The following is a 12,569-nucleotide window of genomic DNA, read 5'->3' as shown; positions in this document are numbered from 1 at the left end:
CTTATCCCTTCACTGCGCCGGAAGTAAGCCCGGCCACGATACGACGTTGGAAGAACAGAACAAAGATGATGATCGGAATGGTGATGACCATGGCGGCCGCGGCGATCGACCCGGTGGGCTCCTCGAATTGTGAAGCGCCGGTGAAGTTCGCGATGGCCGCAGGGGCGGTGATTGAGCGTTCGGTCGACGTCAACGAGATCGCGAACAACAGATCGTTCCAGCAGAAGATGAAAACCAAGATGCCCGCAGTGACGATACCGGGCGCGGCCAGTGGAGCCACCACCTTCCGGAACGCCTGACCCGGCGTCGCGCCGTCCATCTGAGCCGCCTTCTCGAGTTCCCACGGAATCTCTTTGAAGAACGCCGAGAGCGTGTAGATCGCCAACGGCAACGCAAAGGTGATGTACGGCAGGATGAGTCCGGCCCAGGTGTCGAAGAGTCCGAGCCGTCGTTCGATGTCGAACAGCGGGCTCACCAATGAAATCTGCGGGAACATCGCGATCAGCAGTGCAACACCCACCAGCAGCTTCTTGCCCGGAAAATCCAGGCGCGCAATGGCGTACGCCGCCATGGTCCCGATCACCACGGCGATGACCGTCGAGATGAGTCCGATACCGATGGAGTTGATCAGAGCACTGGTGAAGGCGCTGGTGTCGAAGATTCCTCGGTAGTTGTCCAGGGTCCACTTCTCCGGAATGAACTTGCCGTCCTTGATCGTTCCGGCCGGTTTGAAGGACAGGCTCGCGATCCACAGGACGGGAACCAGCGCGTACAGCAAGACCAGAAGGTTGACGACGGACCAGCTGATCTTGAGTCTGGGAGTCACGGTCATGTCAGCGTCCTTCCGTATCGGATCCGGGAGCCGAAGCACCGAAAAGTTTGATGAAGATGAACGCGATCACGGCCACACACACGAAGATCAGCACGCTGATCGCGGATCCGATGCCCAAGTTGAACGCTTTGAACAGATTGTCGTAACCCAGAATCGACACCGACCCGGTGTCGTTCGCTCCCTTCGTCAGCACGTAGATGTTGTCGAAGATGCGGAACGCGTCGAGTGTGCGGAACAGCAGAGCGACGAGGATGGCGGGCTTCATCAGCGGAAGGATGATGCGTACCAACCGGGTCCACCCGCCGGCGCCGTCCACCTGAGCCGCCTTGAGAAGGTCATCGGGCACGAGCGCCAGGCCGGCGAGCAGGAGCAGCGCCATGAACGGCGTCGTCTTCCACACCTCGGCAAGGACGATGATCGCGAGCGACGGGATCTGGTCGGTGAGCGGCGCACTGCCGTCGGGCAGGAGATTGGCGAGGTAGCCGGTCCCCGGCGTCCACGCGTAGTACCAGCTGTATGCCGCCGCGACGGTGACGATGCCGTACGGGATGAGCACCACGGTGCGGACGAGCCCCTTACCCACGATCGTTCGGTGCATCACCAGTGCGATGGTCAGTCCGAGAACGAACTCGATGACGACCGAGACGACAGTGATCGACGTCGTCACCGCGAACGCTTGCCACCAGTAACCGTCGGTCAGCACCGACACGTAGTTGTCGAACCACACGAACTTTCGTTGATCCGGGAAGCGCAGGTCGTAGCGCTGCAAACTCAGCCAAACGGCGTAGACCACCGGATATGCGGTCACCGCGATCATGAGAATCGCGGCCGGGGCCACCAGCCAGAGACCGAGGCGACGCTCGGCCGCCTTTCCGTCCGACATCTTCGACTTCGCGGAGTGCTTCGGCTCCGGCGAGGGCGTCGCGACTGTTGGTGCAGCTCCCGAATTTTCGCTGTCGATCGTCACGGAATCAGCCCCTCGGAATTGACTGCCTTGCGTACCTGCTCGGCAAGATCGTTCACGGTCGATTCCGGATCGATGTTTCCTACAGGGTTCAGCGTGGCAGTGATGAGCGTCGAAATACTCTGATAGGCAGGAGAAACCGGACGAACCGAAGCGGTGTCCAGGCTGTCGCGAACCTCACGCCACGCCGGGTACGCCTCCTGGAACGCCGGGTCGTCGTACAGGCTCTCGAGAGTCGGCGGAACGCCACCGGCTACCGCGTTGTTGCGCTGATTCTCCTCGTTACGCAGACAGGTGAGCGCCTCGAACGCGAGGTCCGGATGCTGGCTGGTCTTGGCCACCGCTACGTTGAAGCCGCCGATCGTGACCTCGGCCGGCTTACCCTCGATCACCGAGGGATACGGAGCGGCAAGGAAATTCCGTTCTCCGTTCACCGTGAGCACCGTGTTTCCGGTGTTCTCACTGGTGACGTTGCCCTTGTCGTCGATGTACGGCAGATCGCCCTTCTCGGCGTTCTCCATGATGCCGGGCAGCACGAACGGCCAGTTGACCTGGAAGGCAGATTTGCCGCTCTCCATACCCAATCGCGACGACGCTTCATCCCCCTGCGAGATCGAGGGATCCGCACCCTTCGCGGTGGCGACGCGCTTCATGACGGTCAGCGCCTGCTGGGCAGCATCACCGTCGGCCACCGTCACGGTTGTTCCGTCGGGCCCCACCACCGATCCGCCGGCACTGGCGAGAAGGGTGTTGAACCAGACCATCAATCCTTCGTACTGCTTGCCCTGCACACCGATCCAGCTGGGGCGCCCCTCCGCGGCCAGGCCTTCGGAGATGTCGATCATCTGATCCCAGGTTTGGGGTGGTTGCCCGTCCGGCATCAAATCCTTTCGATACCAGAGCAATTGGGTGTTGGTGTTCAATGGCGCCGCATAGAGCTGGTCCTGCCACTTCGCCGACTCCAGCGGACCCTCGAGAGTCCCGTTGCTGACCTCGGCCGCCACGTCGTCAGGAAGCGGCAATGCCCATCCGGCTTCGGCGAATTCGGCAGTCCACACCACGTCGAGCGTCATCAGATCGAGTGACTTGTCATTGCCGGTCAGACGCCGGGCCAACTGAAGTCGCTGGTCGTCGGCACCCTTGGGCAGAGTTTTCTGCTCGACCCGGTACGCGCCGTTCGACGCCGCCGAGCAATTGGCGGCGGCCTCCGCATACTGCTCGGCGCCGTCGGCGGCGGTGTAGAAGGACAGCACCACGCCGTCGTCATTGTCTGATCCACACGCACTGAGCAAGGGCGCCAACAACAATGTCGCCGCGCCGAGCAGCCCCACCCTCAATTTCTTCTTCTGCCCCGCCTGCAATCTCTTGTTCTGCACAGCCGTCCTCCTCGGGCGGCGAGACGGCGCAGTCGATTCGGCTGGCCGACGCACCACACATCGGCACTTTTGCCGGAGAAGGGACCTATTTCCTTGTCCGGCAAACGGTCACGGGAAGGAGTACTGCCTCGCCCGCGTGTACATAAAGTAACCGAGATCACACAAGTTGGCAGCCCGAGCGAGAATGTCAGATGGCGAGCTTGGCGAGCAGGTCGCGCGCAGACTCCGCCGTCTTGGGCTCACACAGTACGTCGTAACGTCCGGCGACCAACTGCATCGTCGAGGCGAAGTCCCGCTGCCCACGCGTCGCGGCGTACGGGATGGTCGTGGAGATGACACCGAAGATGATGCCGCCCACGATGCCCGCGATCAGCGGAGCGAGGAACCCGCCGGTGACGATTCCGAGCACCAGGCCGAAGAAGACACCGAGCCAGGCACCGGAGACGATGCCACCACCGATCACCTTGGCCCACGTCAACCGGCCGAGAACGCGCTCGACCTGCATCAGGTTCACGCCGACGATCGTGACGTCCTGAACCGGGAATTCTTGATCGGAGAGGTAATCGACTGCGCGCTGCGCCTCGGCGTAGGTGGGATACGACCCGATGGGCCATCCCGAAGGCGGTGTCGGCAACGCTCCACGGCGCGACCCATTCGACGATTGACCGAGCGGATTGGACATGGCTGGCAGCGCTCCTCTTTTCGGGCACGTCATCCACGCGGATGACGCAAGTACATCTACCCCTATTGTGCCCTTTACAGACCTGATTCGTTCGGCTATGCGAGCGTCAGGCGTGTTCGGGCGGCGTGAATTCCGACGTGCGCGTCATCCCCGCGGCGCGGCCCTTGGCCGAAATCACCAGTGCCATCTTGCGACTCGCCTCGTCGATCATCTCGTCGCCGAGCATGACGGCGCCCCGCCCTCCTCCGGCGGCCGAGGTGTGGAACGCGTACGCGTCCAAGATGAGTTCTGCACGGTCGTAATCGGATTGGCGCGGACTGAACACCTCGTTGGCCGCCTCGATCTGCGTGGGATGCAGAACCCACTTGCCGTCGAAGCCGAGCGCTGCCGTCCGCGCCGCCGACCGAGTGAAAGCCTCGACGTCGCGAATCTGGAGGTACGGACCGTCGATCGCCTGGACGCCGTGTGCACGTGCGGCCATCAAGATGGTCATCAAGATGTGGTGATACGCGTCACCGCGGTCGTAACCGTCCGGTTGCTCACCGACGACCAGAGTTCGCATGTTCAAGCTCGCCATGAAGTCGGCCGGGCCGAACACGAGTGCCTCGACGCGGGGACTCGCGGTGGCGATCGCGTCGATGTTGGTCAAGCCGATCGCGTTCTCGATCTGCGGCTCGATTCCGATCTTGCCGACCTCGAGACCGTTGGCCTTCTCGACCTGCGTCAACAACAAATCGAGTGCCTGGACGTGACTCGCGTCGGGAACCTTGGGCAGCAGAATGGCGTCCAGATGCGCTCCGGCGCGGCCGACCACCTCCACGACGTCGGCATACGTCCATTCGGTCGTCCAGTCGTTGACCCGGACGACCTTGACCTGTTTGCCCCACCCGTCCTCGGCCAACGCGTCGCCGATCGACTCTCGTGCCGCCTGCTTCGCCAACGGCGCCACCGCGTCTTCGAGGTCGAGGAAGATCTCGTCGGCGGGCAATCCCTTCGCCTTGTCGATCATCTTCCGACTGCTGCCGGGAACTGCCAATACCGATCGACGGGAACGGTTGCGTGAAGTCATTGCGGACTGCCCTTCTCGATTTTCGGTGGCGCCGTTGCAGATTTTGACGCTGGACGAATTAGCCTTGCAATCATGGCAGCAGCAGGCAAGGTATTTGCAGCCAGGCTTGCCGGCCTGGTTGTACTCGGCCCGGACGGCGAATCGATCGGTCGTGTGCGCGACGTCGTCATCACGGTCCGTATCGGACGCCAGCAACCGCGGGTTCTCGGTCTGGTGATCGAAATGTTCACGCGCAAACGCATTTTCGTTCCGATGCTCCGCGTGACAGCCATCGAGCCGAGTGCGGTCACCCTGACCACGGGCAACGTCAGTTTGCGGCGCTTCAACCAGCGGCCGGGTGAAGTACTCGCGCTGGCGCAGGTACTCGATTCGCATGTGCGCGTGGACGACCCGGAACTCGAGGAGCTTCACGGCGTCGACACGATAGTCGTCGACCTCGGGATCGAATCGACGCGAACGCGAGACTGGGTCGTCTCGAAGGTCGCCGTTCGCGGCCATCGCGGACGCCTCGGTCGACGCGCGGCGATTCACATCGTCGACTGGCAGCACGTCGCCGGCCTCACCCAGAGCGATCTCTCGCTCCCCGGCCAGGGCGTAGCTCACCTCCTTCTGCAGTACGAAGGCATGCGACCCGCCGATGTGGCCAACGCCATGCGGGAACTGCCGGAGAAGCGCCGCCACGAACTGGCCGTGGCACTCGACGACGAACGCCTCGCCGACGTCGTGCAGGAACTGCCGGCGGACGACCAGACCGATCTGCTGATGCACCTGGAAGTCGAACGTGCCGCCGATCTACTCGAAGCGATGGATCCCGACGATGCCGCCGACCTGTTGGGCGAGCTGCCCGAGACCGAAGCCGAATCACTGTTGCAGTTGATGGACCCGCAGGATTCCGAACCTGTTCGACGCCTGCTCGAGCACTCCCCGGACACTGCCGGTGGCCTGATGACGCCCGAACCGGTGGTACTGACGGCCTCGACGACCGTCGCCGAGGCCCTTGCCCGCGCCCGCAACTACGACGTGACCCCGGCGCTGTCGAGCATGGTCTTCGTCGTACGTCCGCCGACCGCGACTCCGACCGGGCGGTATCTCGGCTGCGTCCACTTGCAGAAGCTTCTCCGCGAGCCTCCCGCCAGCCTTGTGGGCGGAATACTCGACACCGACATGCCCCGGTTGGCGCCGGACGACTCGCTGGCGTCGGTCACCCGATACTTCGCGACCTACAACTTGGTGTGCGGGCCGGTCGTGGACGACGAGAACCACCTGATCGGGGCCGTGACAGTCGACGACGTGCTCGATCACCTCCTGCCGGAAGACTGGCGTGAGGATTACTCCGACGACGAGGAACTACTCCGATGAGCGAACGGGCGTCGAGCACGACCGCACGGCAACGACTGGAAACGCCTCGCGGAAGCCGCCGGTTCAATCTCGATTTCGACGTCGAAGCTGTCGGACGCGTCAGTGAACGCATCGCCCGCTTCCTCGGTACCGGGCGTTATCTCGCGATCCAGACGATCATCGTGATCGTCTGGATCCTGATCAACGTGTTCGCGGTGGCTCTGCAGTGGGACCCGTATCCGTTCATCCTGCTCAACCTCGCCTTCTCCACCCAGGCTGCCTACGCGGCGCCGCTGATCCTCCTGGCCCAGAATCGTCAGGAGAATCGCGACCGGGTCTCGCTCGAGGAGGACCGCTCACGCGCCGAGCAAACCAAAGCGGACACTGAATTCCTCGCTCGCGAACTCGCAGCGCTGCGCATCGCCGTCGGCGAGGTCGCCACCCGCGACTACCTGCGGCGGGAGCTCGAGGAGATCAAGTCGATCCTTGCCGCCGACGGCGAACCGACCCCGAAGAAGAAGCACCGTGACTCGAATACTGCGAAACAAAGTCACAACTAGCTGAGCGTTCGCTGAGTTTTGCTGCACGCACCGTGACCGATATGTAACGTAAGTCACAGCAGGATGGATTATCACGGTGGGTACTCCGAGGCGGGAGCACCAGCAAAGGGGAATCGTGCGAGTACGCGGAATGATTGCAGCATCCACACTGGTGGGGGGACTGCTTGTCGTAACAGGTCCAGCAGCCCTCACGGCCGGAAGCGCACCATCCGGCGGGTCGCAGGTCCCCATTGCCCTCGCAGGCTCCGCCTCCGTTGCGCAGCCGGACTCTGTCGACTTCCTCCCGACGCCCCGCACCGTCCGAACGCAACGATCGGCCCCACCCAGCGATACGGTCGCCGGCGCTCCGGCAGCGCCCAACGCTGCGGCCGTCGTCCTCACCTCTCTGGGCATCCCCGAGATCGTTCTGAACGCGTACCGCTCTGCAGAACTGGTGATGATGACCGAGGCGCCGGGCTGCGGCATCCCCTGGCATCTCCTGGCCGGCATCGGACGCATCGAATCCGGTCACGCCAACGGCGGCAAGACGACCTCGGTGGGTACGACGGTCACCCCGATCCTCGGCCCCGTCCTCGACGGACGGTTGGCAGGCAACGAAGTCATTCGGGACACCGACAAGGGCGCGATCGACGGAGACCCGACCCACGACCGCGCTGTCGGGCCGATGCAATTCATTCCGGCCACCTGGGCCGGTTATGCCAGCGACGGCAACGGGGACGGAATCAAGGACCCCAACAACGTCTTCGATGCGGCGCTCTCGGCAGCGAAGTACCTCTGCAGCGGCGGACTCAACCTGCGCGATGTCGCCCAGGAGACCAAAGCTGTTCTGCGGTACAACAACTCGGCCGCCTACGCGGCAAACGTGATCATGTGGTCGACGGCATACAAGAACGGTGTCATTCCTTCCGGCCAGCTCCCGTACACCACCGGCATCAACACCGGCAGCTCGGCGATCAACGCCGCCGCCTCGGCAGACTCCGCCGCTTCGGCCGTTCTCGCCGCTGCTGCAGCTACCGACCCGGCGGCAGGCGACAAGGAATCTGCGTCGACGACTCCGACCACCACCCCCCCTCTCTTCCCAGGCCTGCCCGACATGCCCGCGCTCTCACCCGAGATCCAGGCACTGATCCCGCCGGGAGTAACGCCGACCAGCCCCACTCCGGGACCCAACGCCGCCCGGAACGCGGCTCCCGGTCCGATCATCCCGCTCCCCGTCCTCACCTCACGGGGTCTCGTCTGGCCGATTCTGACGGCTGAGGGATGGCGCTGGCCCGACGACATGTGCGTGATCCTTCCGGATCCAGCAGCACTCGACGCCTTGCAGGACGGCATCCTTCTGCCGTGCACGGTCCCAGGAATGGCAGTAGCCGCCACGGCACCCGCCACCACCGACGCAGCGCCCGCGGAATCTTCGCCGCCGGCTGCCCCGTCGCCTGAGCCCGCTCCGTCACCCGCACCGGCCCCCGCACCGGAACCGGCCCCGGCTCCGGCATTCGCGCCGTTCTTCCCGGGCCTTCCCGGCATGCCCGCTCTGTAACCAAAAAATCACGAAAGAACAGTGCATATGCCCCAAACTGCCCTTCTAGATCACGGTTGAATAACGGAAACGCAACAAATCAGGTAGCCTCGACTCCGTCAGTTGAACGGAAAACCTCCTCGCGGAGGTTCAGGAGGCATACACAGTGGGTCGGCACAGCAAGAAGACAGATTCGCACATCCGTCGAAATTCGGTCATCGCGCTCACCGGACTCATCCCTATCGGACTCGTCACCGCAGCCAACACGGCCGGCGCCGCTCCCAAGGTTCCGTTCTTCAACACCAGCTCCGCCGAAACGGTGGACACTGCCGCGCAAGCCACGCAGGAACCGCAAGCGCAGATTCTGCCCGCCGTCGAAGCAATCGCCGAGCCCGCTCCCGCCCCCGCGCCGGAACCCGCGCCGTTGGCTCCCGTGCAGGCGACTCCCCCGCTCCCAGCCTCCATGGCCGAGGGCGCACTCGGAATCCCGAGCGTGAGCGTCGCCGCATACCAGAACGCCGAGCGGATCCTCGCCGTCGAGAAGCCCAACTGCAACATGCACTGGACACTCCTGGCCGGTATCGGCCGCGTCGAATCCGGCCACGCCAACGACGGCAAGGACGCCGACGCGAACGGCAACCTCTACAAGCCCGTGATCGGCCTGCCACTCAACGGCAGCCTTCCCGGCCAGGCCGTCATCATGGACACCGACGGCGGCGCCCTCGACGGCGACACCGTCTACGACCGCGCAGTCGGCCCGATGCAGTTCATCCCGTCCACCTGGAACCAGTACGCCGGCGACGGCAACGGTGACGGAATCGCCGACCCCCAGAACCTTTTCGACTCCGCACTGACCACCGGCAAGTACCTGTGCGACGGCGGACTCAACATGCAGGACGTCACCCAGGTTGCCTCCGCGATCCACCGCTACAACAACTCGGCCGCCTACGTTGCCAACGTTCTGGCCTGGTCGCTCGGGTACTCCACCGGCATCGTGCCCGCCGCATCGGACCTGCCGCGCATCCACTGACCTACCTGGACTTACCATGGAGTCATGTCTGTACTGACCGAGTCCGACGTTCGCTCCGCGCTCGCGCGAGTTCTGGACCCAGAGATCCGCAAACCCATCACCGAGCTGGGGATGGTCAAGGGGATCTCCCTCTCCAGTGACAACAGCGTCGACATCGGCATCTATCTCACGACCGCCGGTTGCCCGATGCGCACCGAGATCACCGAACGCGTCACCAAGGCCGTCGCCGACGTCGCCGGGGTCGGTGCGATCCGCGTCGAACTCGACGTCATGGACGACGCCCAGCGGACCGAGCTCCGCAAGTCGCTTCGCGGCGATTCCGCCGAACCCGTCATCCCGTTCGCCCAGCCGGGTTCACTCACCCGCGTCTACGCCGTAGCCTCCGGCAAGGGTGGCGTCGGAAAGTCCAGTGTGACAGTCAATCTCGCGGCAGCAATGGCCGCGCGCGGGCTGTCTGTCGGCGTACTCGACGCGGATATCTACGGTCACTCGATCCCCCGCATGCTCGGCACCGACGCCAAGCCCACTCAGGTCGAGCGCATGATCATGCCGCCGGTTGCACACGACGTGAAGATGATCTCCATCGCGCAGTTCACCCAGGGCAACACTCCTGTCGTCTGGCGCGGACCGATGCTTCACCGCGCGCTCCAGCAGTTCCTCGCCGACGTGTTCTGGGGCGATCTGGACGTGCTGCTTCTCGATCTGCCGCCAGGCACCGGTGACATCGCCATCTCGGTGGCTCAGCTCATCCCGAGCGCCGAGATCCTGGTCGTCACCACACCGCAGCAGGCCGCTGCCGAGGTCGCCGAGCGAGCGGGCGCCATCGCCCTGCAGACCCGCCAGCGCGTCGCCGGCGTCGTCGAGAACATGTCGTGGCTCGAACTTCCCGACGGCACCCGCATGGACGTGTTCGGCGAAGGCGGCGGGCAGACCGTCTCCGATCGCCTCACGAAGGCCGTCGGCGCCAAGGTTCCGCTTCTCGGACAGATTCCGCTGGACCCGTCCGTCCGCGAGGCAGGCGACGCCGGGACGCCGATCGTCCTCAGCGCTCCCGATTCACCCGCGGCCATCGCACTCAAGGACATCGCCGACAAGTTGGCCGTCCGTCAGCGCGGGCTGGCCGGAATGTCGCTCGGTATCAATACGGTTCGCAACTTGTAGAACCCCGCATGCGAAAGGGCGCCTGTCACCGATCGGTGAGAGGCGCCCTTTCGTATGTCGAATCTAGGTTGCGTCGAAGTCCACAGGAGGACGTTCGCCCGCGGTGAGTGGCTTGTCCTTCGACAGCATCTTCGGCTCCTGCACTCCGCTCTGCGGCTTCTTGTCGAAGTTGCCTGTGAAGATGGAGTCGTCGCCGTCGAGGAGGTGCTGGGTGATCACAGCGCGCGGCGTCATTCCGCGCAGCTTGTTCAGATCTGCGAGTGGTTTACGCAGATCCTCGAAATCGGTGCCCAGTTCTTCCTTGAGCTGATTGGAAGCGCCCGAAGCATATTCGCGCACCTGCCTCAGGGACTTCGTGACCCAGGAGACCGCACCAGGAAGCCGCTCAGGTCCCAAGATGACCAGAGCCGCTACGAGGAGGATCATGAACTCGCCCCAACCGATGTTGCCAAACACAGGGTCAGCCTACTGTGTGCTCGCTCGGTGCGCGCATGTCCGGATCAACCTCACAGGAAGATCGCAGGGTCCGATCAGTCGGACACAGGCGTGACCGAAATGTCGACCTGCCGTCCGTCGCGGATCAACTGGACGTTGACCGGCTGATCGACGGTCGTCGCGTTGACCGCAACCACCAGTTCGTCGGCACTCGTCACCGGTCGGTCACCGACCTTGACGATGACGTCACCCTCGACGATCCCCGCACGTTGAGCTGGGCTGCCGTCGCGGACGTTGGCCACCGCAGCACCGCTGGTCGCGTCGTTGACCGCGGTGCGGGCATTCACGCCGATGTCGGGGTGATGAACCTTGCCGTCGCGAATGATGGTCTGCGCCACCTCGGTGACCGTATCGATCGGGATCGCGAAGCCGAGCCCGACCGAACCACCGGACTCGCTGAGCATGGCCGTGTTGATACCGATGACGCGGGCTTCGTCGTCGACGAGTGCACCACCCGAGTTGCCGTGGTTGATCGCCGCATCGGTCTGGACGGCGTCGATGACGGCGTTGGTGTCGGTGCCTTCACCCGACAAACGCAGAGGCCGGTTCAGCGCACTGACGATTCCGCGGGTGACGGTCTTGCTCAATCCGAGCGGTGAGCCGACGGCGACGACGTCGTCGCCGACCTGAACATCCTCGGATTTTCCGAGCTGAGCGACCGTCAGATTGTTGGCCGACACCTTGAGCACCGCGAGGTCTGTCTTGACGTCACGTCCGACGATCTGGGCATCGGTCTTGGTTCCGTCGGAGAAGATCACCTGGATCTTCGCGTCCTGAGCGGGCGGTACGGCCGAGGAGATCACGTGGTTGTTGGTGACGATGTATCCGGCGCCGTCGATGACCACACCGGAACCCGTACTGCCCTGGTCACCGACGGCGACCTGAATCGACACCACGGAAGGCAGCACTGCGTCGGCGACCTTTGCCACCTGCGACTCCGGCTGTTCCCCGCCGCCGGATTGAACGAGCGTGACACGTGAGCTGGTGAGTGAACTGCGATCGGCGGTGATGACAGTGGCGAGCAAGCCACCGACAAGAGCGATGACAAGTGCCATGCCCGCAAGCGCGGCCAGTGCGGAGGGGGCGACCTTGCGACCGAACAACAGCTCACGCACGTCGAGCTTCTGGGCGGGAGGCAACTGCACCGGCGCCTCGGACTCTGCAGGCTTGCCCAGCGAGACCTCGGATTCAGGATCGCGCCACGGATCACGCGGGGGTTCTTCGTCGGGTGTGTTGTTCGCCGACGCCTCGGGATCGCGACCGATCGACTCGGTGGCGTCTGCGGGTCGACCGAACGCTTCGGCCAGAACCGGGTCCGGATTCCCGATCACGACGTCGGAAGACGGGGTCGATCGCGTGGCAATCGGAGTGAACGAGCCCTCGACTCCACTCGGTCGACCGAACACCTGGCGCGAGGCCGGGTCGATCTGAGGTCGGTACACCGGCCGAGGGTCGAGCACCGGCGCATCTGCCGGTCGATCCGCCGAACCGCTTGCCGAAGAATCCGAGCTCACTCCGGAGTGCCCCCTCTTTCCGTCAGTCACGT

Annotated in this window: 12 protein-coding genes; 5 read left to right on the top strand and 7 right to left on the bottom strand. The window is 64.0% G+C overall.

The features are described 5' to 3' along the window. Position 1: 1 nt before the first annotated feature. From B0E55_RS28050 to B0E55_RS28030, 5 genes are all read right to left on the bottom strand, one after another. Positions 2 to 832 carry a carbohydrate ABC transporter permease gene (locus B0E55_RS28050; RefSeq protein ID WP_019749348.1) on the bottom strand — a complete coding sequence of 277 codons (831 nt, stop codon included), beginning with the start codon at positions 830 to 832 and terminating at the stop codon, positions 2 to 4. Position 833: 1 nt separating this feature from the next. Continuing rightward, complete coding sequence (locus tag B0E55_RS28045; RefSeq protein ID WP_198538461.1) at positions 834 to 1,715, bottom strand: carbohydrate ABC transporter permease; 882 nt, start codon at positions 1,713 to 1,715, stop codon at positions 834 to 836. An 80-nt stretch (positions 1,716 to 1,795) separates the two neighbouring features. Next, a complete protein-coding gene (locus tag B0E55_RS28040) occupies positions 1,796 to 3,133 on the bottom strand; it encodes an ABC transporter substrate-binding protein (protein WP_029538448.1) in 1,338 nt (445 codons plus the stop codon). A 226-nt stretch (positions 3,134 to 3,359) separates the two neighbouring features. Further along, positions 3,360 to 3,854, bottom strand: a complete 495-nt coding sequence (locus B0E55_RS28035; RefSeq protein ID WP_003945065.1) for a general stress protein — start codon at positions 3,852 to 3,854, stop codon at positions 3,360 to 3,362. 106 nt (positions 3,855 to 3,960) lie between these two features. Then, positions 3,961 to 4,923, bottom strand: coding sequence for an HpcH/HpaI aldolase/citrate lyase family protein (locus B0E55_RS28030; RefSeq protein WP_020908461.1), 963 nt, complete (start codon positions 4,921 to 4,923; stop codon positions 3,961 to 3,963). A 72-nt stretch (positions 4,924 to 4,995) separates the two neighbouring features. On the opposite strand from B0E55_RS28030, the gene B0E55_RS28025 reads away from it, so the two are divergent. The 5 genes from B0E55_RS28025 to B0E55_RS28005 all read left to right on the top strand — a co-directional run bounded on the left by B0E55_RS28025 (position 4,996) and on the right by B0E55_RS28005 (position 10,528). Then, positions 4,996 to 6,282 carry a magnesium transporter MgtE N-terminal domain-containing protein gene (locus B0E55_RS28025; RefSeq protein ID WP_019749352.1) on the top strand — a complete coding sequence of 429 codons (1,287 nt, stop codon included), beginning with the start codon at positions 4,996 to 4,998 and terminating at the stop codon, positions 6,280 to 6,282. Then, positions 6,279 to 6,821 carry a DUF1003 domain-containing protein gene (locus B0E55_RS28020; RefSeq protein WP_003945067.1) on the top strand — a complete coding sequence of 181 codons (543 nt, stop codon included), beginning with the start codon at positions 6,279 to 6,281 and terminating at the stop codon, positions 6,819 to 6,821. The genes B0E55_RS28025 and B0E55_RS28020 overlap by 4 nt, the downstream gene beginning before the upstream one ends. A 130-nt stretch (positions 6,822 to 6,951) precedes the next feature. Beyond that, complete coding sequence (locus tag B0E55_RS28015; RefSeq protein WP_020970202.1) at positions 6,952 to 8,358, top strand: lytic transglycosylase domain-containing protein; 1,407 nt, start codon at positions 6,952 to 6,954, stop codon at positions 8,356 to 8,358. Positions 8,359 to 8,503: 145 nt separating this feature from the next. Next, positions 8,504 to 9,367, top strand: a complete 864-nt coding sequence (locus tag B0E55_RS28010; RefSeq protein WP_003945171.1) for a lytic transglycosylase domain-containing protein — start codon at positions 8,504 to 8,506, stop codon at positions 9,365 to 9,367. Positions 9,368 to 9,391: 24 nt separating this feature from the next. After that, a complete protein-coding gene (locus tag B0E55_RS28005) occupies positions 9,392 to 10,528 on the top strand; it encodes an Mrp/NBP35 family ATP-binding protein (protein WP_003945178.1) in 1,137 nt (378 codons plus the stop codon). Between the two features lie 63 nt (positions 10,529 to 10,591). On the opposite strand, the gene tatB is transcribed toward B0E55_RS28005, so the two are convergent. Both tatB and B0E55_RS27995 read right to left on the bottom strand, forming a co-directional pair. After that, entirely contained in the window at positions 10,592 to 10,984 is a 393-nt protein-coding gene (tatB, locus tag B0E55_RS28000; protein ID WP_080910903.1) for a Sec-independent protein translocase protein TatB, read from the bottom strand. Between the two features lie 74 nt (positions 10,985 to 11,058). Continuing rightward, positions 11,059 to 12,537: a S1C family serine protease gene (locus B0E55_RS27995; RefSeq protein ID WP_047889716.1), complete on the bottom strand. Its 1,479-nt coding sequence runs from the start codon at positions 12,535 to 12,537 to the stop codon at positions 11,059 to 11,061. Positions 12,538 to 12,569: the final 32 nt, after the last annotated feature.

This window comes from Rhodococcus sp. 66b, assembly GCF_002076325.1.
In the GTDB taxonomy this organism is placed as follows: Bacteria; Actinomycetota; Actinomycetes; order Mycobacteriales; family Mycobacteriaceae; genus Rhodococcus_F; species Rhodococcus_F erythropolis.
Note: the sequence above shows the minus strand (reverse complement) of the source record. Positions and strands in the feature narration are given on the sequence as shown.

Bases quoted from the DNA above. Each gene is read 5' to 3' on its own strand.
- B0E55_RS28025 (WP_019749352.1), top strand. From the start codon at position 4,996: ATGGCAGCAGCAGGCAAGGTATTTGCAGCCAGGCTTGCCGGCCTGGTT.
- B0E55_RS28035 (WP_003945065.1), bottom strand. From the start codon at position 3,854: ATGTCCAATCCGCTCGGTCAATCGTCGAATGGGTCGCGCCGTGGAGCG.
- B0E55_RS28030 (WP_020908461.1), bottom strand. From the start codon at position 4,923: ATGACTTCACGCAACCGTTCCCGTCGATCGGTATTGGCAGTTCCCGGC.
- B0E55_RS28050 (WP_019749348.1), bottom strand. From the start codon at position 832: ATGACCGTGACTCCCAGACTCAAGATCAGCTGGTCCGTCGTCAACCTT.
- B0E55_RS28005 (WP_003945178.1), top strand. From the start codon at position 9,392: ATGTCTGTACTGACCGAGTCCGACGTTCGCTCCGCGCTCGCGCGAGTT.
- B0E55_RS28045 (WP_198538461.1), bottom strand. From the start codon at position 1,715: ATGTCGGACGGAAAGGCGGCCGAGCGTCGCCTCGGTCTCTGGCTGGTG.
- B0E55_RS28015 (WP_020970202.1), top strand. From the start codon at position 6,952: ATGATTGCAGCATCCACACTGGTGGGGGGACTGCTTGTCGTAACAGGT.
- B0E55_RS28020 (WP_003945067.1), top strand. From the start codon at position 6,279: ATGAGCGAACGGGCGTCGAGCACGACCGCACGGCAACGACTGGAAACG.